The following is a 24,404-nucleotide window of genomic DNA, read 5'->3' on the forward strand; positions in this document are numbered from 1 at the left end:
CGAACACGTTGAAGGAAACAGATCAGGGAGTGGGTGACGAGAGATGGGGGAAAGAGATGGCGAGCTGATTCCCCTGGTCCATGTCCGGGCAGGCCAGGAGGTCCAGGTCGTTGAGATCCTCGGCGGGCACGGCCTGGTGGGGCGCCTTGAGGCCCTTGGCATCAGGCCTGGGACGCGGATGAGGAAGATAACCTCGGTGTTCTTGCGCGGGCCAGTCACGGTGGAAGTGCACGACACGAAAGTGGCTATGGGATACGGTATGGCTGGAAAGGTGCTCGTCCGGCCACTTGACCGTATCGGGGATGAAGAAGGTGTCACGCGTGAGGAAGGCGGGAAGGGGGCCGCGGCCCAGCACCGCCGTGCCGACGCCGCGGGCGCGCATCGCGAAACGTCGCGGTGAACGTTACGGTGATGAACGTTACGATCAATGAGCAGGGAGGACGGAGCGGATGAGGATCCTGCTGATGGGGAACCCCAACGTCGGCAAGAGTGTCGTTTTTTCCCGTCTCACCGGCACGCAGGTTATCACCTCCAACTACCCGGGCACCACGGTGGAATTCACGAAGGGCACGACGAGGCTGACGACGGGCGAGAGAGCGGAGGTCATCGACGTCCCGGGCACGTACAGTCTCGAGCCCACCTGCAAAGCCGAGGAGGTGGCGGTGAGCCTCCTGGACGGCCTGCAGGAAGGCGACGTCGTCGTGAACGTGGTGGATGCCACCCATCTCGAAAGGAACCTCCACCTGACCCTCGAGCTTCTCGAACGGGGTGTGCCGCTGGTCGTGGCGCTCAACCTATGGGACGAAGCGCGCCACGAGGGGATCACCATCGACGTGAGGAGGCTGGAAGCTCTCCTGGGCGTCCCTGTGGTGCCGACCGTGGCTCTTACGGGCGAGGGCATGGACGTATTGCTGGACAAGGTGGATAAGGCCAAGGTGCGTCGCGCCAGGGCTGGAGGGCCGAAGCGCACTGCGGACGAGCGTTGGGCCGAGGTCGGCCGCATTACACGCGCGGTTCAAGCCATTGCCCACCGGCACCATTCCGTGAGAGACGCGCTCGAGGATGCCAGCATGCGGCCGGTAACAGGCCTCATTGTGGCAGCAGTGGTCCTCGCCGTGTCGTTCGGGGCTATAAGGCTCATCGGCGAAGGCCTCATCACATATGTCTTCGATCCTGCGTTCGAAAGGCTCGTCCGCCCGCTCGTCACGGCTCTTGACGCAGCGCTGCGGCCGACGGGCTTCGTCCATGACATCCTCATCGGGCACCCCGTCGGCGGGCAGGTGGACTTCGTGGAGTCGCTGGGCCTTCTGACCACGGGTCTGTACGTGCCCATCGCGATGGTGCTGCCGTACGTGCTGGCTTTTTACGTCGTGCTGAGCGTGCTCGAGGACGTCGGATACCTGCCGCGGCTCGCCGTGCTCCTGGACAACCTCATGCACGTCCTCGGGATGCACGGGTACGCCATCGTTCCAATGATCCTAGGCCTCGGGTGCAACGTCCCCGCTGTTCTGGCCACGCGGGTCCTTGAGAGCAGACGCGAGAAGTTCATCGCCGCGACGATGGTGTCCATCGGTGTACCGTGCATGGCCCAGAGCGCCGTGATCGTAGGGCTCGTGGGACCACACGGCATCTCATACATCGCGTATATCTATGGGACCTTGTTCGTTCTCTGGCTCTCGCTTGGGCTTGTGCTGAACTCTGTTGTGCCGGGCCAGAGCCCGCCGTTGCTCATCGAGATCCCGCCCTACCGGTTTCCGTACCTTCCCGGGCTCTGGAAGAAGATCTGGATGCGCGTGCGGGCGTTCCTCACCGACGCGGTTCCGTATGTCCTGCTCGGCGTCCTTATCGTCAACGTGCTCTACGCGTCCGGCCTCATGAATGTCATAAGCAGCCTGCTAACGCCGGTTGTCACGGGGCTCCTCGGCCTCCCACCCGACGCAGCGGTGGCCCTGCTGATGGGATTTCTCAGGAAGGACGTGGCCGTCGGGATGCTGGGCGCGCTGGGCCTCACCGCGCGCCAGCTCGCGGTGGCGAGCGTGGTTCTGACCGCATACTTTCCCTGCGCAGCGACGTTTGTGGTGCTTCTGCGCGAACTAGGGGGCGCCGATATGGTCAAGGCAGCGGGGATAATGATAGTCGCGGCGCTGGGAGCAGGGACTGCGCTGAACCTCGTGCTGTCGGGAGCGGTCTCGGCCGGACTCGTGCTTGCGGCCGTCGCCGCTTTGGTCGCCTCGACCTACCTCGTCCGGCGCCGTGAGGGGCGCGACGCGAGTGCGGCAGGTCAATAGCAAGCAATAGCAAGCCCGTGCACCACCGTGGCATGTCCACCGCGGCATGTCATGCCACGCCCTGGCATGACATACCGCGGCATGTGCTATGCCCGGGGCTCTATGCCAGAAGCTCTATGCCAGGAGCTCGCGGGCTTTCTTGCGTTCCTCCGCGAGGATCTGGCCAAGCTCCTTGGACCGCTCCGCCGCGGCAACCACGGCGTCCATGATCGAGGCCCGGAGGGACCCGCGCTCCAGAGCGTGGAGCCCGGCGATGGCCGTTCCACCGGGCGAGGTCACCATGTCACGCAGACACGCCGGATGTGAGCCTGTTTCGAGGACCATTTTCGCCGCTCCCAACACGGTTTGGGCCGCCAACTGCAGCGCCACGCTGCGGGAGAACCCCACCCTCACCCCGCCGTCGGCGAGAGCCTCGATCATCGTATACACGAACGCAGGCCCGCTCCCGCTCAGAGCGGTCACCGAATCCATCAGGTCCTCTTGCACCGTCACGATCTTCCCGAGGGGCGCGAGGAGTTCGGAGAGCTCCGTGACATCCTTGGGCCCTGCGTGCCTTCCGATTGAAACCGCGATCACACCTTCCATTACGAGGCAAGGGGTATTCGGCATGATGCGCAGAATCCTTGGTCTGCGGGGGAACGCGCTCTCGAGGGACTCCGTGGTCACTCCGGCCACCGGCGACACCACGAGCTGGTCAGCCCTGACGTGCCGGGATACCTCGTCCACCACGCAATCTATGACTTGCGGCTTCACCGTGAGAAAGAGAACGCCTGCTGCGTCGACCACAGCCTTGTTGCTCCTCGCAGCCCTGATGCCCGTCTCCTCGACAAGCCGGCTGAGGCGGTCCGCGTCCACGTCACTTGCCACTATGTCCTCGGCCCTTGCCGAACCCGCCTTGATCATACCCTTGATGAGGACGTTGGCAAGGGTCCCCGAACCTATGAATCCGACAGTTCTTGCCATCTGGCGCGCCTCCATACCTGTGCATCAGCTTTTATGTATCACCTTTGCACTAACATCCTTCTCGGACTTGCCTTTCTTGTCTCGCTGTGGGCTCGCCCCCATTAGAACCCGCCGTTTAGACCGTCTTCCGGACGGGCGTCAGCCACGAGTGCGAGTCTGGAACCCGCCCCTGGACTATCGCAAAGAACGCTTCCTTCAACTTCAGTGTGATGGGCCCGGGCCGTCCGTTCCCCACAGGGATTCTGTCAACGGAGCGCACCGGGGTGATCTCCGCGGCCGTGCCCGTCAGGAAGACCTCGTCCGCGATGTACAGCATCTCCCTTGGGAGGGGCTCTTCGACCGCAGGGATTCCGAGCTCGCGTGCGAGCGTGAGGACCGTGCTCCGGGTTATGCCGCCCAGTATAGACGAGGCAAGCTGGGGAGTGTAGATGGTGCCGTCGCGCACCACGAAGAGGTTCTCGCCAGTGCCCTCTGATAACAACCCGTCCGTCCCGACGGCGATCGCCTCATGGTATCCGTCGACGATCGCCTGCATCTTCATGAGTTGGGAGTTGATGTAGTTCCCGCAGGCTTTGGCCATCGGAGGAATGGTGTTCGGAGCCATGCGGTTCCAGGAAGACACCACGACGTCAACGCCCTGGTCGTCGGCACCGGACGCGAGATACGTGCCCCACCCCCATACCGCGATGACCGTATGTACGGGGCTTGCGAGCGCATTCAGCCCAAGCTCGTGATACCCTCGAAACACGAGCGGCCTTATGTAGCAGGAGTCAAAACCGTTTCGCGCGACGGTCTCGGTTATCGCCCGGGCCAGGTCTTCCTGGGAGTAGGGTATGTCCATGCGGTATATCTTCGCTGAATCATACAGCCGTCTCACATGGTCGCCCAAGCGAAACACCGCGGTGCCGGCGGGGGTCTTGTACGCCCTGATCCCTTCGAACACCCCCGAGCCGTAATGCACGACATGGCTCAAAACGTGGATCTTCGCGTCCTCCCACTTGACGAACTCCCCGTCGAACCATATGTAAGTACCTTCCACCCATGCCATTTCGGCCTCACCTCGTTTTGTTAGTTGACAGTTGCAGATACCCTAGATGCCGGGGGCCTCGAGAGCCCCCCGAAACCTGCTCAGCCTAGGATCTCGTCCACTATGAGATCTCCCATCTCAGCGGTGCCGACGAGTGTCGTCCCCTCAGTGAAGATATCCGCGGTGCGATACCCTTTTCGCAGGACCGCCGTCACGGCGGCCTCAAGGGATTCCGCCTCTTTGCCCAGGCCGAAGGAATACCTCAGGAGCAGCCCTGCGGAGAGCACCGCCCCCAGCGGGTTGGCCACGTTCTTTCCCGCGATGTCGGGTGCGGAACCGTGCACCGGTTCGTACAGGCCCGTCCGGCCGCAGCCGAGGCTGGCGGAGGGCAGCATGCCGAGGGAGCCCGCCAGCGTGGCCGCCTCGTCGCTGAGGATGTCCCCGAACATGTTCTCGGTGAGTATCACATCGAACCGACCCGGGTCGCGGACGAGCTGCATCGCGCAGTTGTCTACGTACATGTGGGCGAGCTCGACGTCCGGGTAGTCCTTACCGACCTTCGTGACCACCTCTCGCCAAAGCCGCGAGCTTTCTAACACGTTGGCCTTGTCCACCGAGGTGACCTTCCGTCTCCGCTCAGAAGCCAACCGAAACGCCACCCTTGCGACGCGCTCTATCTCGTCCCAGGTGTAGACGGTCGTATCCACGGCCCTCACCACATCCCGCCCGCTGCCGAGGTCGCGTTCGCAGAAGCGGCCCCTGGGCTGGCCGAAATACGCGCCTCCGGTCAGCTCCCTCACCACCAGCAGGTCGACGCCCTCCACCACGTGGCTCTTGAGAGTCGAGGCCCCGACAAGCTCGGGGAAGACCCGCACCGGGCGCAGGTTCGCGAATACGCCCAGGGATTTGCGCAGGCCTAGAAGCCCGGCCTCCGGTCGCCTGTCCCCCGGAAGACCGTCCCATTTTGGGCCGCCCACCGCCCCGAGGAGCACGGCGCCGCACCTCCGGCAGGTCTCGAGAGTCTCCTCAGGCAGAGGCGTGCCGGCCGCGTCCAAGGCCGCTCCGCCCACGAGGCACTCCACGAAGTCAAACCTGCACGCGTGCTTCCTTCCGACCGCAACGAGCGCCTTCCTGGCCTCCCTTATCACTTCCGGCCCTACCCCGTCACCCGGCAGCAGGGCGATCTTGAACCCATCCATCGCCCGACCCAAACGCTACGCCTCCCTTGGTCCTTCACGCAACGCCGCGACACGCCGCCCGGCCCTCGCGTCGTCGGCCGCTCGCGCCGGTCGGCCGGCGCTAACAAGCCAGCATCCAACATCCAGCACCCAACATCTAACATCGAACATCCAACAGCCAGCTCTCGTCAGCCAGCACAGGATTTACCGCTCTCTATCCTTTCGCGCACGTAATTGATGATGCCCCCACAATCCACGATCCTTTGCATGAACTCGGGGAGGGGAGCAGCGCGATACTCTTCGCCTCGAGTCACATTCCGGATCAAGCCTTCGCCGGGAGAGACCTCGACGATGTCCCCCGCCTGTATCCGCTCGGCGGCTTCCGGGCACTCCAGGATGGGCAGGCCCACGTTCAGCGCGTTGCGGAAGAATATCCGGGCAAAGGACGCGGCAATGACGCAGGATACGCCAGCAGCCTTGATAGCTATTGGGGCATGCTCCCTGGAGCTTCCGCAGCCGAAGTTCCTGCCGCCCACGATGACGTCACCCGGCCGGACCTCGCTTGCGAACCTCGGATCGGCGTCCTCCATGCAGTGCTTTGCGAGGTCCGCCGGGTCCGAGGTATAGAGGTACCTTGCGGGGATGATCGCGTCAGTGTCCACATGATCTCCGAACTTCCATGCTCTCGCTCTGATGGTCGACGTCATCACTGCATCACCTGCCTGCTCGGCGTTTCCGTCTGCTTACCGCTCAACGTCTCTCGGCGTGTCTCGGCGTCGGTCCATGTTCCTCGGCCCTCGCTGCCGCTCCGCCGGGTCCCACCCTACATGCCGCGGGCGCATGGCGAGGTCGCCGACCTCGCGCGCCGAATTCGAACGATTCGCATTCCAACGTGCCGAGCCGCAAAGAGGCGCTAGCTTTTCCAGCGGAATACTCAGAGATCAGAGTTCGTCGGGGCCCGCTATGCGTCCCATGACTGCGGAGGCCGCCGCCACCGCCGCGTTTGACAAGTATACCTCGCTCTTCGGATGCCCCATCCTGCCCACGAAGTTCCGGTTGGTCGTGGATATCGCCTTCTCTCCCTCGGCGAGGATGCCCATGTGCCCTCCGAGGCACGGGCCACACGTGGGCGTGCTGACTGCCGCGCCCGCCTCGATAAAGATTTGGATGAGCCCCTCGCGTATGGCCTGCAGGTAGATCTCCTGGGTGCCAGGGAAGACCAGGAGCCGCACGCGCGGGTGGACTTTTCGCCCGCGAAGCACCTCTGCCGCAGCTCTCAAATCCTCCATCCGGCCGTTGGTGCAGGAGCCGATCACAGCCTGGTCTATCCACACCTTGCCCGCCTCGCTGATGGGCCTCACGTTTTCGGGCAGGTGAGGGAAGGCCACTTGTGGCTCGAGGCCGCTCACGTCGAATTCGTGCACAGCACTGTAGCGAGCGTCCGGGTCGCTCTCGAAGACCCGGTAACCTCCATTTGACCTCTCGCGCACGTACTCAAGGGTCTTCTCATCCGGCACCATGATGCCGTTTTTCGCGCCGGCCTCCACCGCCATGTTTGCCATGGTGAACCTTGAGTCCATCGAGAGGCTCCGTATCGCTTCTCCGGAGAACTCCATGGCCTTGTAGGCCGCGCCGTCCACGCCTATGCGCCCTATGGTGTGGAGGATGAGGTCCTTTCCGTACACCCAGCGGCCGGGTTTGCCGCGGTACACGAGCTTGATGCTCTCGGGGACCTTCAGCCATATCTCGCCGAGGGTCATGGCAGCGGCCATATCGGTGCTGCCTACCCCGGTGGCGAAGGCACCCAGTGCCCCGTACGTGCACGTGTGAGAATCCGCGCCGATGATGACATCGCCGGGACGCACGAGCCCTTGCTCCGGGAGAAGGCAGTGCTCGATGCCCATCCTTCCTACCTCAAAGTAGTTGGATATCCCTTGTTCTCTGGCGAACTCCCTCAATCTCGCGCACTGCTCGGCAGACCTTATGTCCTTGTTCGGCACGAAGTGATCGGGCACGAGCGCGATCCTATTAGGATCGAAGACCCGCTTTGCGCCGGTCTTCCTGAACTGCTCGATGGCAACGGGCGCGGTTATGTCGTTCCCCAGGACCATGTCGACCTTTACCGTGATAAGCTCGCCGGGCTCAACGGAGTCTCGTCCAGCGTGGGCGGCTAGGATTTTCTCGGTTATCGTCATCCCCAAGATGCGCCACCCCCTCCCCTAGCTTCCCGACGTTCCCAAGGCGTCTTGGACAGGTCGGGAGACTCCGGCGGCTCCGGCAGGCGCGGCTGCCTTGCTGAAGGTCCGCCGGTTGTGGAGAAGCTTGTTGATGGCCTGCACATACGCCTTGGCGCTGGCCTCTATCACGTCCGTGCTCGTTCCGCGGCCTACGTAGGTGTCTCCGTTGTCCTTTATCCGGACCGTGGCCTCTCCCAGAGCGTCCTTGCCGCCGGTGACCGCGTTTAGGGAGTACGACACGAGATGAGTCTCCAATTTCGCGGCAGCGTCCACCGCTTTGAAGACCGCCTCCACGGGCCCGTCCCCGCATGCGGCCTCTTCCACGGAGCCGTCCACAGTCTTGAGCCTCACCGTGGCAGTGGGCACGGCATGGTTGCCGCTAATCACGTGTATGTATTCCAGCTCGAAGAAGCCCGGTGTCGCAACGAGCTCATCCTCGACGATAGCCTCGATGTCTCTGTCGCTGACCTGCTTCTTCTTGTCCGCAAGCTCGATGAAGCGGTTGAACGCTTTCTCCATCTCGTCCCGGGTCAAAGAGTACCCGAGGGCCTTCAGCTTCTCGCTGAACGCGTGTCGCCCGGAGTGTTTGCCCAGGACCAGCCTGCTTTCGGGGAGGCCCACTGACTCAGGCGTCATGATCTCGTAAGTGGTCCTCTCCTTGAGGATGCCGTCCTGGTGTATGCCGGACTCGTGGGCGAAAGCGTTGTCGCCGACCACAGCCTTGTTGGGCTGCACGAACACCGCCGTAAGCGAGCTCACCAGGCGGCTTGTGCGATAGATGTGGGTCGTATCGATGCCCACAGAGACATCGAAGTAGTCTTTCCTCGTCCTGAGCGCCATGACGACCTCCTCAAGCGCGGCGTTCCCGGCCCTTTCGCCGAGGCCGTTTATGGTGCACTCAACCTGGGTCGCCCCGGCCGTCACAGCGGCCAAGGAGTTCGCGACCGCGAGCCCCAGGTCGTTGTGGCAGTGGACGCTGATGGTTACCCGGTCTATGCCGGCGGTGTTGGCTTTCACGTAAGAAACGAGATCCGCGAATTCCCAGGGCGTGCTGTAGCCGACTGTGTCGGGAATGTTGATGACCGTCGCCCCCGCCTCGATCACCGCCTCGAATATCTCACGCAGGAATCCCCGGTCGCTCCTGGCGGCGTCTTCGGCGGAGAACTCCACGTCGTTTGTGAGGCTCTTAGCGTGCCGCACCGCCTCCACGGCCATTCTCAGGACCTCGTCGGGGCTCTTGCGGAGCTTATACCGCATGTGGACGGGAGATGTCGCGATGAAAGTATGGATCCTGGGCCTCTCGGCGTATCGCAGGGCCTCCCAAGCCTTATCGATGTCCTTCTCCATTGTTCGGGCCAAGGCCGCGATGGTGGGCCCCTTTATCTGGGAGGCGACCGCCTCCACCGCCGCGAAGTCTCCGGGAGACGCAACCGGGAACCCCGCCTCGATCACATCCACCCGGAGCTTGGCGAGCTGCGTTGCTATCTCGACCTTCTCTTCCACGTTCAAATTGACGCCGGGGGATTGTTCTCCGTCCCTGAGCGTTGTGTCAAAGATGAATACCTGCCTCATGTCGCTCGCGATCCTCCTTCTTTCTCTTCTAGCTACTCTTCTGATTATCTGATTGCCCCTTCCAAGTGCCGCCGTCGTCCCATAACGTCCGTGACGTCAACGTCCACGACGTCGCACCCATGTCCGTGATCCCGCATCGCGTAACAAAAAACCTCTCCCCCCTGATAGCCATGGGCTTTCGGGCTATCAGGGACGAGAGGATGAGCGGCTCGTGGTACCACCCTGACTTCGTCGCCGCCTCACGGCAGCGACCTCACTGTCTCCGACCTCACCGACGCAGACTGCGACGTTTAAGCCGTCACCATTCTCCGGTCGTCTTCAGTCTTGGTCTCAAGGACACGAGAACTAGGCGGATAACGGGCGCCTCGTGGAAAACGCGGCCCGGCGAAGCCTACTCACCTGTGGGAAGCGCGACGCCTACGGCATCGGCCCGCGGACGTTCTTGTTCTGATGCCTTGAATGCGATGCGATGCATTGCGCGGCGTAAGTCGTGCCGGCAGCGGCCGCGAACCTGTCACGATGACCATCCCATCACAGTTTTCGGCTTGCGCGGTTCGAGGGCGAGTTCAACAGGGCCCGGCCACCGGTTCGCACCGGCCACCGGCTCTCTTGGGCCCGGCGCCCTGATTACTGCTCCCTGTCATGACCTTTGACAAGCCCCAGAATCGTGCTGGTCCCAAGTTATTACCGATAGTGTATAAAGATTCATGTGCGGTGTCAAGAGGCGGATTTGCATTTTCCGTGCCGCCGGTCTGTGATAGTGTCGCCCTGTAGGTGGTTTGAGAAAACGGTGCGCTGCAAGCAGTTGAGAGAAATCTGCCCCGCACGCTGCGTAGGAAGAGGTCACCTCACGCCCACGGAAGCGCCCCACTCCCCCCTGAGGACAAGGGCCCGTGAGGCTGCGAACGTATCGGTCAGATCAGTTTGGTCGGCGGCAGGGCATCATCCGTCAGAACACCCGCCTGCCGAGCGGGACCTCGCGGTCAGGCTGGATGAGGACCACCTCGGTTTCGTCGCTTAGAGCGACGCCCAGGACGAGGACCTCAGACATGAAATCAGCGATCTGCCGCGGCGGGAAGTTCGTAACGGCGATCACGAGCCTCCCCACTAGTTCGTCGGGCGAGTAAAGCTTGGTGATCTGGGCGCTTGACTTCCGTACGCCGTAGTCGCCGAAGTCGACAAGCAGTTTGTACGCGGGCTTTCGAGCTTTGGTAAACGGCTCGGCCTTGATGATCCTTCCGACTCGCATCTCGACTCTGTTGAAGTCTTCGTAAGTTATCGCGCTCACGTTCTCCATCCACCTTCTCTCCTTTTTGCAACTCAGGTCGTTTTTTATGCCATTCAGACGAGAACTCCTACCGTTCGGCCCGAATCTCTTTCCACTTCACTCCCAGGGGTTCTAGAATGACTCTGAAGACCCCGTACCGTGAACCTCCTCCAGCACCCTACTCGAGTGCGTCGTTGCGGAGCGCGGCTACGGAAAGACGGATGCCTGCAGCACAGTGGAACAGGGCCGGCCGGCTGCGGGACGGGTCCAACACAATAAGGAGGTGCTGTAATTGGTAACCTTCATTGGGTGTATCGTCGTTCTGATCCTCGGTTATCTCTTTTACGGGGCCTTTGTGGAGAGGGTCTTCGGCGTTGACCGCGAGAAGAGCACACCCGCTTATACCCTGAGGGACGGCGTGGATTACGTTCCGATGGACTGGAAGAAGGTCTTTCTCATTCAGTTCCTCAATATCGCGGGCCTGGGCCCCGTGTACGGGGCCATCCAGGGCGCGCTCTGGGGGCCTTCGGCGTTCCTGTGGATCGTACTTGGGGGCATTCTGGTCGGGGGCGCTCACGATTACATCTCAGGCATGCTGTCAGTCAGAGAAAACGGCGCGAGCATGGGTGATGTTATCGGCAAGTATCTCGGGAACAAAGTCCGCTGGTTGATGAATGTGGTTCTCGTGGTACTGCTTATCCTGGTCGGGGTCGTGTTTGCGACGGGCCCGGCGGCTCTTCTCCAGATGATCACGCCTTCTTGGATGACGTACAACTTTTGGGTAGCTGTCATATTCATCTATTACCTCCTTGCCACCCTTCTTCCAATTGACGCTCTAATTGGACGGATCTACCCCTTCTTCGGTGCATGCCTTCTCATAATGGTGATTGGCATCGGCGGGGGGATGATCGTCAAGGGCATGCCTGTGCCACAAATCACCCTCGCGAACCTGCACCCGAAGAACCTGCCGATATGGCCGCTGATGTTCATCTCGATAGCATGCGGCGCGATCAGCGGGTTTCACTTTACCCAGTCACCTATGATGGCCAGATGCATCATGAACGAAGGGTACGGACGCAGGGTGTTCTATGGAGCTATGATAGCCGAAAGCATCGTAGCCCTCACTTGGGCCGCGGCTTCGCTAACATTCTTCGAGGGGACAAGCGGTCTTTCGCAGGCGCTCGGGTCTCTTGGCGGACCAGGCGGTGTTGTGAAGGATATAGCCTTCAAGATGATGGGGACGGTGGGCGGCGTTCTCGCAGTCCTTGGCGTGGTGGTGCTGCCTATCACCACAGGCGATACCGCCTTCCGGGCATGCCGGATGATGATAGGAGAGATCCTGCACCTCGATCCCAAGCCGATAGCGAACAGGCTGAAGATAGCGATACCTATCTTCATCATCGCCATCATCTTGACCCAGGTAAACTTCGACGTCATCTGGCGGTACTTCGCCTGGTGTAACCAGACAGTCGCCATCTTCACGTTGTTCGCGTGTTCCGCATACCTCGCGAAGAACGGCAAGTTCCACTGGGTGACGACCATCCCCGCGGGATTCATGTGTTCGGTTTCGTTTACGTATATCCTTAACCAGCCCATCGGGTTCAATCTGCCGATGAGCATTGCTGCTCCTGTCGGCCTCGTCGCAGCGGCGGCGGTGTTTGTCCACTTCCTGTACTATCTAAAGCTCATCGCCCAGGGCACGGTGGTGTTCGAGCCGGCGTTGAAAGTGGACGGGCAGTAGAGCGGCTGCGGCGAGGATGCGATTCGTAGGTTCAAGGCTTATGAGATCCGGGCATGTGACTCGGGCGAACCAGGCTCCACGGCCGGACGAGCACGAGCCTGGCCACACGACCGGGCGGCCCGCGCGGCCCGGTTCTCTGTAGCTCTATGGCTCTATAGTGCGGGGGCAGCCAAGCGTGACGTATCGCCTGCTGCCAGCTGCCCCCGCCTTTAGGCAAGAAGGGAAGCGAAGGAAGGAAGAAGAAAGGAACGAGGCTAAGGGAACAACGAAACCAAGGGCTGCCTGCCGTCGGCGCCCGGCGCCCCTGGTGGCTACTACGGCAGGCGCGACAGCCACCTCTGGCTGCAGCTGCGACGAGTCTGTGGCTGCTGGGTGTGATGTGCCCGGCCTGGGCAACCACCCTACTATAGCCCGAACGCCTTCTTCAGCTCCTTCACCTGGGACCTTGAGACAGGCACCTTGTTCGCGTCCTTGTCCTTCACCGCTACCATGTATGTGCCCGAAAACCACGGGATGATCCGAGCGACCCTATCGAGGTTCACGATGAACCGCCGATGCACCCTGAGGAAACGGGGGCCAAGCCTGCGTTCGACGTCCTCCAGGGTCAGCTTGGTAACGTATTCCTTGTCAAAGGTCTTCAGCACGACCTTACCGTTCCGGGAGCAGACGTACACAAGTTCCGACGAGTCTACGAGTATCGTGGAACCGTTTTGCTCGGCGGGGAGCTTGGCTGGCTGAAATCTATGCAGGATCTCGCGCACAAGCTTCTCTGTCAGACGGTCGACCCCCTGGGAGTCGGGCGCTTGGTTCTCGTCTCTGAGCCCCTCAGCGAGCTTCTCGATGGATGCCCTGACCCGCTCCAATTCAAAGGGTTTCAGCACATAATCCACGGCCGACACCTCGAAGGCCTCCACAGCATACTCATCGTACGCCGTTGCAAACACCACCTTGGGCCGGTTAGGGTACCGTGCTGCGTGTTGCCGCCCTGACTGCCTGAGGGCCTTGGCGATCTCAAGACCGCTCTGGTCTGGCATCTCGACGTCCAGGAAAACCGCGTCGGGACTCGTCTTGGCGACTTGCTCGAGCGCCTCCACAGCATTAGCGGCTTCTCCCACCACCTCGACGCCATCGATCGACTCTAGGAGGAATCGTAGCTCGTCCCTTGCAGGCTTCTCGTCGTCTACTATGACTACTCTAATCACCGACGGGCGCCACCTTCCTTCGGGGGATCGTGAAAGCAACCGTAGTGCCGCGGCCTGGCTGGCTCGATATGGTGAACTCGCACGCATCTCCGAAGACATTGCGTAGCCTCTCCCTGACGTTCTTCAGACCTATGCCTGCACCACAGTCGCTATGCACACAGGTGCCGGCGAGAAGGGCACCAAGCCGCTCAGGCGGCATTCCAACGCCATCGTCAGCCACGGAGACCTCGACAACGTCACCCAGCGTGCGGGCGGATATCTTGAGCGTGCCGCCTTGCGGCAGCTTACCGATGCCGTGCTTGATGCTATTCTCCACGACGGGCTGGAGGGTCAGCGGGGGGATGAGCACCCCTTTGACGTCGGGTTCCATGTTCGTCTCAACCTTGAGCCGCTCGCCGTACCTCGCCCCCTGAATGGCCAGGTACGACTTGATGTGCTCCAGCTCGTCTTCAAGCGTGACCAATTGGTCGGATTGGCGGAGGTTGCGCCTGAAAAACTCGGATAGCTGGATGAGGAGGTCTCTTGCCTTCATCGGGTCCGTGCGGCAGAAAGACACCACCGTGTTCAGGGCGTTGAACAAGAAGTGCGGATTGATCTGGGCCTGCAGCGCCTTGAGCTCGGCCTGGCTCACGAGCGCGGCCATAGCCTGCAGCCGTGCTATCTCGAGCTGTGTTGCAAGAAGCTGGCCGATGCCCTTCCCGAGCTCCACCATGACCGGCGTGATCCGTTTCTTGCCGTCCTGGTACAGCTTCACGGCGCCGATGACCGTCCCGTCGGAGAAGAGGGGCACGACCACCCCGCTGCTCAACGGGCAGTTCTTGTACGGGCAGCCGACCATGTTCCTGTCTTCGAGGACCCGGAGCGCGCCTTCTTGCAGCGCCACCTTGGTGCCCTTTGTGAGCACTGGATCGCCAGGTTTGTGATGATCCGTGCCGGCTCCGACGAAGGCCAGGGTCTTCTCGGTGTCGGTGATCGCCACCGCGGCCACCCCGGATTCCTCCTTGATGATCTCCGCGACCTGCCGGGCCGACTCGAAGTTCAAGCCGCTCCTTAGATACGGCAGCGTCCTCGATGCGATCTTGAGGGCTTTCTGAGCCTGCACAGCCTCGATCTTCTCGTGCTCGGCGCGCGTGGCCCGGAGCAAGGCGAGGAACATCCCGACGCCGACCGCGTTCACTGTAACCATGGGGAACATGATGATCTTCACGAGCTCCAGGGCCTCGCCAAACGGTTTTGCGAAGGTTAGGATGATGATCATCTGCAGTATCTCGCCGGCAAAACCCCAGAAAAGGCCGAGCCTGCCGCTGATCTCGGCGTCTTTCATCCGCAGGTGCACGATCCCGCCGATGAGTCCCTCTACTGTGGTGGACAGACCACACGCGAACCCGGTGAACCCGCCTATGAAATACCTGTGAACCCCGCCGATGAACCCCGCGAGGAATCCGACTACGGGCCCTCCGAGGAGGCCTGCTGATATCGCTCCGATCGCGCGAGTGTTGGCAATGGCTCCTCGCACCGGAATTCCCGTGTATGTTCCGATGATGGACAGGATGCCGAAGAACGCCACCAGGATCGCCTTGTCTCTTGTGGTGGCCTGGCGGTTTAGGGCATTCTTGAAGGCTTGCGTCCGCCCCATCAAGCACGCAAGAACCGCTATGACGGACATCTCTTGGAGCAGCAGCACGAACAGCCTCGGCGCCATCGAGCCATCCCCCTTGCTTCGGAGGATTCCGAACTATTGTTTGATTCGCTTTCTCGACGAAGTTTCCTTCAAGCAAGGTGGTACACAGGCATTTTCCCTGCTCCGGCTCAACGCTCCGGCTCAACGAGGAAGGCGAACGGGCGGTACGGAAATGGAAGCCGTCGCGGGCAAGGTCAAGGACAAAAGCAGGAGCAGGGAAGTTGCGATCAGCAATCGTGCCTGCCGCCGTGGACAAGACGGCCCCGTACAGGCGGGCGCTGCCAGCGAGCGGGCCGGTCGCTAGTCGCCGGGCAGGCCTGCTGGCAGGGGACGTCTGTGAGGCGCCTCAGGGATGCGTCAGAAGTCAAGCTGTGTCAGGTACCTCAGGGCGTTGCTTGCAAATGACCGCACGGCAGGGTCGGAAAGCATTTCTCGCGTCAGTATGTCCGCGCCTATGTAGAGAGAGGCTCCCTTTGCTGCCACGGCAACGTTGAAGGGGTCGGGGTGCGTGGGGCTGCCGTCTGCGTCGACCCAAACGGCCAACTCGACCGAGCCCGGAAGGCACCTTGCTATCACACCCTGCGACGCGGGCAGGCGCAAGGGCGTTTCGATCCCCGCCCAGAGCGCATGAGCGGCGGCGCAAGGATCGGGGCCAGGGCCACCGGCAGTCCCGCAAGGGGCCATGGCAACGCCGGAGATGCCCGATGGCTGGCTAGCGACGGTCTGTCGTTCCGGGGCCAGCGCGTCGTCGCCAGCGCGGCCCGCCGTCGCGGGGGCGATAGCGCCGTGCAGCGGCGCGACACCCTGCCATCCTGCGAACGCCACGCCGAGAAGGTCCGCAAGCTGAAAGCCGTGGGATCCGCCCGGCTGCTCGTCGCAGGTCTTCAGGGACGTTTGACCTGTCGCTAGAAGGCGGCCCCCCGCGGCGACGAAGTCCCTCACAGCCTGTGCTTGGTCTGGCGACAAGCGGCGCAGGTTCGACAGGATCAGCACGGCCGGACGGGTCGGACGCATCCCGGCGATGACCGGAAGCCGGCCGAGGTCCTGCTCCGATATCTCCGCTAGGTCAAATCCGAGCGAGGTCACGAATTCGGCGAGGGCGCTCGTGTCATCCTCGTAGTCCCACCGCATGTCTTTGTACCAAGCCTTGTTAGCTTCGGTCGTCAAGATTACGACGAGAGGAGCAGGAGAGTCGCCTGCAAGGCCGCCTTGCGGTCCGGGTGCCGTCGTCGTGGGGGGCTTGGCAGCGGCCATCCAGGGGAGCTCGATCGTAGCGACGTAGGGGAGGTGGTCCGAGGCCAGGGTGCGTGGCACCCGGGCTGCGCCCGGCTCTGCCACTATCTTGATGTCGAATGACGTGAGGATGTAATCTATCCGCCTCGCGGGGTCGTATGCGTCGTACGTGTAGCCGCCTTTCAGATAATCCCTGGAGAATAGGCCTTCTTTTACGAGCTCCGCGCTGTCAACGAGCACCCGGTACACTTGCTGCGTGTCGTTGAAGTCGTGCAACAGCGTTGCGATCTCCGGGCTGCCCGTGGGGGGCGCGTTGAGATCTCCCATTACGACCTTTGGCCCTGCGGCGGTCGAAGCGGTCTCGGCGAGGGCGCGTGCCTGGGCACGCCTAGAGTCGGCATACTCCACGTCGAGGTGGGTCACGAAGACGTTCAGGATCGCGCCACCCCCAGCGCCTCCCAAGTCAATCTGCGCCTCGAGGACCCCTCGCGGCTCGTTCCCGTGGATGTTCGGGAGAGGGTGATTCACAGACGAGACAATCGGATAGCGGCTCAGGACCGCGTTTCCGAACGCGCCCCCGTCGTACCACAAATTCGGACCATACGCATAGTAGTAACCAAGCCTCTCAGCTATGTACCGGGCCTGATCCACCTGCCCGGAGCGCCTCGTTCCTTGGTCCACTTCGCACAAGCCCACGATGTCGGCTCTCTCGTTCCTGATGAGGTCGGCGATCCTGTCGAGATCCAGCTTGAGGTCGGCCCCTACTCCGCTGTGGATGTTGTAGGTCATGACGACAAGGCGCGTGGCTGGCGCCAGGCCCTCGGGTTTCACGGCTGATTCCTCCGTTGCAAGAGCGTCCGCACTCGCTGGGGATGCTACTTTGGCGCCGGCATCGGCTTGGGCGCTACCTTCAGCCCCAGCTCCGGCTTCAGTCTCAGCTTTAGATTCAAGTTCAGGCTTGGGTTCAGCTTCAACTCCAGGCCCAGGCTCAGGCTTGGGTTCAGGCTCAGCCCCAGCGTAGGCAGCATAAGCGTCCTGTGCGGTCGGCTCTTGCAGCGTTTCGAGGCCCGCGGCTGCCGCGATGATCTTGGGCACATCGGTGTTGTCGAGATGGCCTGCGAAGAGCTCCTGGCCCGGTCCCTCGGCGAAGAGAGACACTTCGATGTCCGTATGCCCGTCCGTTCCGAATGCGAACTCCCCACCGGCGCCCGCACCTGCACTCATGCTCAAACGGCCCGTCTCGTGATCCGCAGTCACGACGACGAGCGTATCATTCCTCTCCCGGGCGAAGGCCAAGGCTTGTGCGACGGCGTCATCTAGCGCCCTCATCTCGCCGAATAGAGCCTCGATGTCGTTGTCGTGGCACGCATGGTCCACGAGACCGCCCTCTACTATCAAGAGAAACCTATTATCGGTGGAGGAGAGAAGGCGGATGGCTTTCTGAGTCATCTCCGCGAGGCTGGGTTGACGGCCTGGGTCCCTGTCCCGCTCGTAGTCTAGGTCGGTCGTGGCGAAGAGGCCCAGGAACGGCAGGGAAGAGGCCTCGTCAAAGCCCTTGCGATCCAGGGCAACCGCGTAGCCCAAGTCGCGCGCGAGGTCTATCGGGGCTCTACCTTTGACGAACAACGTCGGAAGGAAATCCGCTGCCCCGCCGCCCATGATGAGGTCGATGCCGGCACCGACCATGGCCTCGGCTATCTTGCGCGTTTCGCGGCGGCTTTCGACGTGTGTGGCAAATGCTGCGGGGGTCGCGTCAGTGACCGAGCACGTGGTGACGATGCCCACGAGCCATCCCGCATCACGCGCGGCCTCGAGGATCGTGCGTACCGGCGTGCCGTCAGGGAGCACAGCGATGGCACTGTTCACGGTCTTGTGCCCGGTCGCGAGGGCTGTAGCGGCGGCCGCGGAGTCAGTGATGTTGCCTCCCCAGGACGTCGTCGTGACCGTGGCTCGCACAGGCATGGACTCCACGACGAGCGGTCCGCCCTTCGCAACCTGTCCCGCGGCGAGCTGGCCAGGGCCCATCCCGTCTCCGATGAAGAGTATGACGTTTCGTGCTGCCTCGCGCCCGGCCGCGCAACACATCGCGCACGACGCACACGGTGATCGCGTTGGCCGCAGCGATGAGGACGAGGAAGCGGCGGCCATGGCGTCTTGGCCCGGGACGCACACCTCGCACGAAAGCGTCAGGAAAGCCACTAGCCCCAACGCTGTGACGAGCAAGAGCGTGACCTGGGACCTTCTACGCAGCACGGTACTCAGCCTCCCGTCTTCCTGCCGTATTCCGCAAGAAGGGCCCACGTGTCTACGATTTGAGGCCCGTGAGGGCGATGCCTTGCACGAAATAACGCTGTGTGAACATGAACAGCACAAGCACCGGCGCTATAGACATGAGCGAGGCCGCGTTGATGAGGTTCTGGAAACTGAAGTACTGTCCCGAGAAATACGGAATCGCCAGCGGTAACGTGCGCAGCCGGTCGGAGTTCACCACTATGAGGGGCCAGATGTATGCACCCCAATGGCTCGTGAACGTGAACAGGGTCAGTGTCGCCACGGCCGGCTTCGTGAGCGGCATCACGACCTGAAGGAAGATGCGGAACTCGCTTGCCCCGTCTATCCTGGCTGCGTCGAGCAGCTCGTCAGGGATGCTCATGATGAACTGGCGCATCATGAAGATGCCGAACGCGCTCGAGAGGCCCACCACGATGAGCCCGGCGTACGTGTTCACGAGGCCGGCCCTCGAGACCATCACATAGAGCGGAACGATCGTGGCGGGGAATGGCACCATCATTGTGGAGAGGATGATCCAGAATAGGAGCGATCTTCCCGCGAATCGGTACTTGGCAAACCCCATTCCCGTCATGGAGCTGGTTAGAACGGTTGCCACCGTAGGGATGACCGACGTGATGATGCTGTTCAGGTAATACCTCCCGAAGGGGATCATGCTGAATACCTCTCGGAAGTTGGAGAACACGGGCTTTTTCGGAAAGAAGGTTGGCGGGAAGAGCACGACTTCTTGGAGCGACTTGAACGAGGATAGGATGAGCCAGACAAAGGGGGTCGCGGTCGCGACCGCACCGGCCGCGACAAGGACGTACGTGAGGATGCGTCCCAAGACCTGCACGAACGTGCGACCGCCTCGCCTGGATGTCTTAGTGCGTCTACCTGCCGCAGCTATGAGGACGCTGTCTGCTCGGGTCATTCGTAGCTGACCTCCCTTCCGACCAGCTTCCATTGGATTGCCGTTATTACGAGGATTATTGCGAAGAGCACGAAGGACGCCGCGGCCGCGAGGCCGAACTGCAGGTCTCCGAAGGCGCGCTTGTAGATGTAGTACACCACAACGTTCGTGGCGTCCAACGGGCCGCCCTGGGTAAGGACGTTGACGAGGCTGAAGACCTGGAAAGAGCTCATGACGCTCGTCACGAGCACGAAGAGCGTGGCGGGCTTCAGAAGCGGAAGCGTGATATGCCTGAACAACGCGAACCCCGAGGCGCCATCTATCATCGCGGCTTCGTAGTAGGTCTGTGGAACTCCTTGAAGTGCCGCCAGGAAGATGACCATCCGGTAACCCACGCCGGACCATATACCTACGATTACCACCGCAAGCATCGCCGTGCCGATCTCCTGGAGCCAGTCGTGGGTGGGGAGCCGGAGCACTCGCATCAACCAGTTAAAGAGCCCGACATGGGGGTGATATATCCACTGCCATATCACCGCTGAAATGGAGAGGGGCGTTACAACGGGCAGGTAATAAAGAAGCCGGAAGATGCCCCGTCCGCGCAGCTTGGTGTTCAAAAGGAGCGCGACCATGAGCGCAAGCGCCACCTCCACCGGCACAACGCCTGCCGTGTAGACAGCCGTGTTACGCAGCGAGGTCCAAAAGAGGTCCTCGGTGAGAAGGGCCCGGTAGTTGGCAAGGCCTACCCAGGGATGTGCAGGCCAGATGATGCTCCACTTGTGAAAGCTGATCCAAAACCCCCAGATCATAGGTATGATCGTCACCATCAGGTAAAAGATCACACCGGGGGATATGAAGACGTAAGGCGCTACCAGCTTCTGCAGCCGGTGCCAGGTGAATGGACGCCTCCTCACAGCAACCACTGCGGAAGAACCCGGGTTCATGTTCCGCCATCCTCCTTCCGGAGCCCAGTTCGGCGCGGCCGACGCGAAAGGCTCGGTGACAGATGCGAGCCGGGCCAGCCGGCGGACAGACCTGCCCTGACATGCCTTACATGCCTTGGTAGCGGTGGCAGGGTTGTTACGTGAGAGGGCCGTGGCCTATCCGCCGACTTGCCTTCGACAGTCTCTCGAGCCTGTTCAACGCAGACCCCTGAGCCTCTTCAACGCATCATCTAGGGCTGAGCAAGAGCCCTCTGCTCCTTCTCAGCCTTGACCGCCTCTTCGGAGAGCCACTTCATGGCCTGTGCCGGGGTCTCGTTCTTAAGAATGACGCGCTCATAAGCCTGGCGAGGAAGCTCGTCATCGAGTCGCCGCGTGGTCCACGGGACGGGAACGCTGTTCTTCATGGATTCCATGCACGGTCCGAGCAACGGGTCGTTCTTGTACTCCGGAAGGTCAAGGAGAGCCTTACGCGTGGGGAGGTCCCCGGTCTTCGTGATCCACCGCTTCTGAGCATCCGCCGAAGTGAGGTAGGCGACCCACTTCGAGGCCGCTTCAGAGGGCGCCTTCTTCGACACGACGTAGGCCCACGAGGTAAGAAGCGTCGTTCGCGGTCCGCCCGGCTTTGGCGCGGGGATCTGCGCAATGTTGAACACGAGGTCCGGCACGGTTGACCTGAAGCTACCTATCATGGCGGGGTGGGCGAATACCATCCCGAGCTTGCTCTGGCGGAAGGCATTCCATCTCGACCCCATCTGTCTGTCCTCGACCTTGTACGTGGTGACGAGGTCTGTCGCAAACTTCAGGGCTTCGATCGCCGCCGGGGAATTGAAATCGGGGAGATCGGTTTGGTTGTTCCAGAGTGACGCGCCATTCTGCAGCATGAGAGACGCGAGGACGGGTCCGTACCCGCCGGTGGCCACGCCCATGCACGTCGTCACGCCGTTTGCGTCTCGGCGCGTCATCGCCTTGGCGTACTCGATGAGCTCGGCCCACGTCTGCGGGGGCTTGGCCGGGTCAAGTCCGGCCTCCTTGAAGAGCTGTGGGTTGTAGAAGAGGACTATCGTCTGTGTGTCGATAGGGAAGCCGTAGTAGTTGTCACCCACCTTGAGGCGCTTTATGGCCGACGGCACAAAGTCCGCCTCAATCTGCGCAGCAGTCGCGACCTTCGGGCTGATCGGCTGGAGCACCCCAGTCGCTGCGTACGACGACACTTGGCCCGCTGGGATCTGGAACGTGTCAGGCCCAGAACCCGCTGCAAGGGCGGGGAGAAGCTTCTGGAAATAGTCGGCCTCAGGTATCGACTCGATCTGGATCTCAATGTCTGGGTTCTTCTCCATGAACTCTGCGGCGAATGCTTCCACCATTTCCTTGCGGGCCGGGGAGTGGTGCTGCCAGTGCACTATCGTGGTTTTCTTGGCGAGGACCGCCCCGCTTGCAATTCCCAAGACGAGCAGGGCGGCAATGCTGAACGCAAGAACCCGTCGCATCTTTCTGGTCACGGTTCATACCTCCTTGAAAGGCCCAGTGTAATGGCCCTGGTCTGCGGGCCAGGGCGCATGTCCTGATCCATGCTACGCACACCACTTCTTCTCGTTCCCGCAAGTCCGGGTGTTCTCATCAACCCCCTTTCGTTTCGTGGCCGCTTCCCTTTCGTCGCCTCGTCATCGCGCGCCGGCGTTCGAACTTCGAATGGTACCCGCGTGTTGCTTTCTCGTCCTCAAATGGGATGGGACAGCTCGACAGGCTCGCCGCGCCTCGCCGACTCGTAGGCTGCCAGGGCTATCTCGAGCGCTTTCATGCCGTCGAAGCCGCTTGCCGCGGGAGACCGGCCCTCCCGCACCGACTCTACGAAGTCCGTCACGAGCGCGAGGTCCATATCATCGCCCCAAGGCCTGTAAAGGACGGCGTTCCGCGCATCACTGGCGTGCACGAGGACCTGCGCGAAAACATCCAGCGACACCACGCCGGAGGTCCCCACTATCTCCATGGTCACGTCCCCCCAAGTGGGGTACGCTTTGGGTCTCGACCAGCTTGGGTCGAGCGTCGCGAACACGCCCTTCTCGAACTCTATGCTCAGGGTACCGCAGTCGTCGATCGCGATGTCGTGCATCCTCGTGTCTACCTCGGCATAGACGCGCCTGGCTTCGTCCGCGAGGAACCACCTCAGGAGATCGGCCACGTGGACCGTGTGATCAAGCACCGCCCCGCCACCGGACAAGGCACGGTCGATGAACCAGCCGCCGGGCATCCTTCCGTGGTTGGTGGCGCTTACCGCGATGACCCTTCCGATCTTGCCTTCGTCGATGAGCTGCTTGGCTCTGACCACAGGAGGCGCATGTCGAACGGGAAACGCTATGCCAAGCTCGACGCCCTTATCACGGCACTCGTTCACCATGATCGACGCGTCGTCCAGCGTGGTCGCTATCGGCTTCTCGCATAGCACGTGCTTGCCCGCCGCGGCGGCCGCAAGGACATGCTCCTTGTGGCGGGCATTCTCTGAACAGATTATGACAGCGTCGATGTCTGTGACAAGAAGATCGTCAATGCTGCGGTAATACGGTGCCTCGAACTCACGTGATGCTGCCAGCCCGCGCTCCTCCGAGTCATCTGTGATTCCAGCGAGGATCGCGCCAGGAATGGAGCGCACGGCCCGTGCGTAACTGTACGCGTGCATGTGGGCGAAGCTCACGATTCCGATGCGGACCTCGCTGTGCTTGCAGCCTCTGCAGCCTGTCGCGCGCGTCATGATACACTCACCACCTTGCCAGTGAGCGCCGAGCGGGTGGCAGCCAAGCTTATCTCGAGCGCGGCCACGGCGTCTTCCGGGAGGACTCGCGGCGTGCTTTCCCCACGCACATACGCGAGGAAATCGCGGATCTCGCGAAGGTAGGGCTCCCTGCTTTTCAGGGGGCTTTCGGGAACAGCAACGCCGCCCGGCGTTCCGCTTCCCGCTGCGCTCGCGCCTCCACGCGGACTTACCGGAGCAGGTGCGGTTACCACGGATAGCGGGCGGGCTTTTAGACTGTCATACTCGACCATCCCCGCGCTCCCGCATACCTCGAACTTGTAGGAGAACGGCCCCGGGTGAGCCCAGCTTCCTTCGACATGAGCGATGACTCCGTTTTTCATACGCACTACAACGAGGGCGTACTCGAGAGGTCTATCATTGCGTGCTTTGCGGGCGTACACATGATCCACCGGCCCGAAGCACCATCTGAGGAAGTCAAAATCATGAATGGAGAGGTCAAGCAGCAATCCGCCGCTTCGCGTTTCATCTGCGTACCAGTCCGTCCAACCCCTCGGGAACGGCCCCACCCTGGAGAGACGTACTGTGCCGATCTGCCCCAGCTCTCCGGAGGTTATCATTTGATGTACGGTCTCATACTCGGGGAAATAACGCACGACGTGGGCTACGCCGAGCTTCACGCCGCAGGCTCTGCATGTTTCTAGCATGGCCTTTGCATCGTCGATAGATAGAGCCGCGGGCTTCTCGCACAAGACATGCTTTCCTGCGCGCGCAGCCTCTTCCACGGCCTCTCTGTGGAGGTAAGTCGGTAGGCAGACGTCCACCACGTCGACCTCAGGGTCTAGGAGTGCGGCAGCCGGCTCGCCTATGGCGCGAGCCCCGCACGTAGCGGCGAGTTCTTGGGCTTTCGTTGGGTCCTGATCGATGACGTACGCCACGCGGGCTTCTTCACTGCGCTGGTAGCAGCCGGCATGCACTCGCCCCATGGTGCCGGCGCCCCAGATGGCAACTTTGTGCACCGTAACACCCCTCTCGCGTGAATTCCCCGGCTCGCCTGGTGCCCGTCCTTCCTTCAACCAGCGCGCCCTCGTCGACGCACGCTCGTCGTCCCCGGGGCGTCCTGTTGAGTCAAGGCTTGCGGGAT

Annotated in this window: 18 protein-coding genes; 3 read left to right on the plus strand and 15 right to left on the minus strand. The window is 61.9% G+C overall.

Annotated features, from left to right (window positions below; genetic code table 11):
- Positions 1-43: 43 nt before the first annotated feature.
- Positions 44-400, plus strand: coding sequence for a ferrous iron transport protein A (locus GX515_12475; protein ID HHY33810.1), 357 nt, complete (start codon positions 44-46; stop codon positions 398-400).
- Positions 401-449: 49 nt separating this feature from the next.
- Positions 450-2,288: a ferrous iron transporter B gene (locus tag GX515_12480; protein ID HHY33811.1), complete on the plus strand. Its 1,839-nt coding sequence runs from the start codon at positions 450-452 to the stop codon at positions 2,286-2,288.
- Positions 2,289-2,402: 114 nt separating this feature from the next.
- Here GX515_12480 and proC read toward each other — a convergent pair whose 3' ends face one another.
- The 7 genes from proC to GX515_12515 form a co-directional block, all read right to left on the minus strand.
- Entirely contained in the window at positions 2,403-3,266 is an 864-nt protein-coding gene (gene proC, locus GX515_12485) for a pyrroline-5-carboxylate reductase (GenBank protein ID HHY33812.1), read from the minus strand.
- 100 nt (positions 3,267-3,366) lie between these two features.
- Positions 3,367-4,299: a branched-chain amino acid transaminase gene (locus tag GX515_12490; protein HHY33813.1), complete on the minus strand. Its 933-nt coding sequence runs from the start codon at positions 4,297-4,299 to the stop codon at positions 3,367-3,369.
- An 80-nt stretch (positions 4,300-4,379) separates the two neighbouring features.
- A complete protein-coding gene (gene leuB / locus GX515_12495; GenBank protein ID HHY33814.1) occupies positions 4,380-5,477 on the minus strand; it encodes a 3-isopropylmalate dehydrogenase in 1,098 nt (365 codons plus the stop codon).
- Positions 5,478-5,644: 167 nt separating this feature from the next.
- Complete coding sequence (leuD, locus tag GX515_12500; GenBank protein ID HHY33815.1) at positions 5,645-6,163, minus strand: 3-isopropylmalate dehydratase small subunit; 519 nt, start codon at positions 6,161-6,163, stop codon at positions 5,645-5,647.
- Between the two features lie 234 nt (positions 6,164-6,397).
- On the minus strand, positions 6,398-7,657 hold the full coding sequence (gene leuC / locus GX515_12505) for a 3-isopropylmalate dehydratase large subunit (GenBank protein HHY33816.1): 1,260 nt from the start codon (positions 7,655-7,657) through the stop codon (positions 6,398-6,400).
- Between the two features lie 18 nt (positions 7,658-7,675).
- A complete protein-coding gene (locus tag GX515_12510; GenBank protein ID HHY33817.1) occupies positions 7,676-9,265 on the minus strand; it encodes a 2-isopropylmalate synthase in 1,590 nt (529 codons plus the stop codon).
- Between the two features lie 949 nt (positions 9,266-10,214).
- A complete protein-coding gene (locus GX515_12515; protein HHY33818.1) occupies positions 10,215-10,553 on the minus strand; it encodes a tRNA-binding protein in 339 nt (112 codons plus the stop codon).
- Between the two features lie 271 nt (positions 10,554-10,824).
- On the opposite strand from GX515_12515, the gene GX515_12520 reads away from it, so the two are divergent.
- The gene (locus tag GX515_12520; protein HHY33819.1) at positions 10,825-12,273 is read left to right on the plus strand and encodes a carbon starvation protein A; all 1,449 of its coding nucleotides are present in this window, start codon (positions 10,825-10,827) and stop codon (positions 12,271-12,273) included.
- A 404-nt stretch (positions 12,274-12,677) separates the two neighbouring features.
- On the opposite strand, the gene GX515_12525 is transcribed toward GX515_12520, so the two are convergent.
- From GX515_12525 to GX515_12560, 8 genes are all read right to left on the minus strand, one after another.
- Complete coding sequence (locus tag GX515_12525; GenBank protein HHY33820.1) at positions 12,678-13,562, minus strand: response regulator transcription factor; 885 nt, start codon at positions 13,560-13,562, stop codon at positions 12,678-12,680.
- Positions 13,468-15,177 (minus strand): sensor histidine kinase, encoded by a 1,710-nt coding sequence (locus GX515_12530; protein HHY33821.1) that lies wholly within the window; start codon positions 15,175-15,177, stop codon positions 13,468-13,470. Before GX515_12530 ends, GX515_12525 begins: the two co-directional genes overlap by 95 nt.
- A gap of 336 nt (positions 15,178-15,513) precedes the next feature.
- Entirely contained in the window at positions 15,514-18,642 is a 3,129-nt protein-coding gene (locus GX515_12535; GenBank protein ID HHY33822.1) for a hypothetical protein, read from the minus strand.
- A gap of 52 nt (positions 18,643-18,694) precedes the next feature.
- Positions 18,695-19,591, minus strand: coding sequence for a carbohydrate ABC transporter permease (locus tag GX515_12540; protein HHY33823.1), 897 nt, complete (start codon positions 19,589-19,591; stop codon positions 18,695-18,697).
- Positions 19,588-20,514, minus strand: a complete 927-nt coding sequence (locus GX515_12545; GenBank protein ID HHY33824.1) for a sugar ABC transporter permease — start codon at positions 20,512-20,514, stop codon at positions 19,588-19,590. The genes GX515_12540 and GX515_12545 overlap by 4 nt, the downstream gene beginning before the upstream one ends.
- 230 nt (positions 20,515-20,744) lie before the next feature.
- A complete protein-coding gene (locus GX515_12550) occupies positions 20,745-22,013 on the minus strand; it encodes an ABC transporter substrate-binding protein (GenBank protein ID HHY33825.1) in 1,269 nt (422 codons plus the stop codon).
- A gap of 218 nt (positions 22,014-22,231) precedes the next feature.
- Positions 22,232-23,260 (minus strand): Gfo/Idh/MocA family oxidoreductase, encoded by a 1,029-nt coding sequence (locus tag GX515_12555; protein ID HHY33826.1) that lies wholly within the window; start codon positions 23,258-23,260, stop codon positions 22,232-22,234.
- A complete protein-coding gene (locus GX515_12560) occupies positions 23,257-24,336 on the minus strand; it encodes a Gfo/Idh/MocA family oxidoreductase (GenBank protein HHY33827.1) in 1,080 nt (359 codons plus the stop codon). Before GX515_12560 ends, GX515_12555 begins: the two co-directional genes overlap by 4 nt.
- Positions 24,337-24,404: the final 68 nt, after the last annotated feature.

It is taken from the genome of Bacillota bacterium (assembly GCA_012842395.1).
Classification (GTDB): domain Bacteria; phylum Bacillota; class SHA-98; order UBA4971; family UBA4971; genus UBA6256.

Coding starts and splice junctions, on each gene's coding strand:
- GX515_12475 (HHY33810.1), top strand. CDS start 44: ATGGGGGAAAGAGATGGCGAGCTGATTCCCCTGGTCCATGTCCGGGCA.
- GX515_12480 (HHY33811.1), top strand. CDS start 450: ATGAGGATCCTGCTGATGGGGAACCCCAACGTCGGCAAGAGTGTCGTT.
- proC (HHY33812.1), bottom strand. CDS start 3,266: ATGGAGGCGCGCCAGATGGCAAGAACTGTCGGATTCATAGGTTCGGGG.
- GX515_12490 (HHY33813.1), bottom strand. CDS start 4,299: ATGGCATGGGTGGAAGGTACTTACATATGGTTCGACGGGGAGTTCGTC.
- leuB (HHY33814.1), bottom strand. CDS start 5,477: ATGGATGGGTTCAAGATCGCCCTGCTGCCGGGTGACGGGGTAGGGCCG.
- leuD (HHY33815.1), bottom strand. CDS start 6,163: ATGACGTCGACCATCAGAGCGAGAGCATGGAAGTTCGGAGATCATGTG.
- GX515_12510 (HHY33817.1), bottom strand. CDS start 9,265: ATGAGGCAGGTATTCATCTTTGACACAACGCTCAGGGACGGAGAACAA.
- GX515_12525 (HHY33820.1), bottom strand. CDS start 13,562: ATGCGTGCGAGTTCACCATATCGAGCCAGCCAGGCCGCGGCACTACGG.
- GX515_12530 (HHY33821.1), bottom strand. CDS start 15,177: ATGGCGCCGAGGCTGTTCGTGCTGCTGCTCCAAGAGATGTCCGTCATA.
- GX515_12540 (HHY33823.1), bottom strand. CDS start 19,591: ATGACCCGAGCAGACAGCGTCCTCATAGCTGCGGCAGGTAGACGCACT.
- GX515_12545 (HHY33824.1), bottom strand. CDS start 20,514: ATGAACCCGGGTTCTTCCGCAGTGGTTGCTGTGAGGAGGCGTCCATTC.
- GX515_12555 (HHY33826.1), bottom strand. CDS start 23,260: ATGACGCGCGCGACAGGCTGCAGAGGCTGCAAGCACAGCGAGGTCCGC.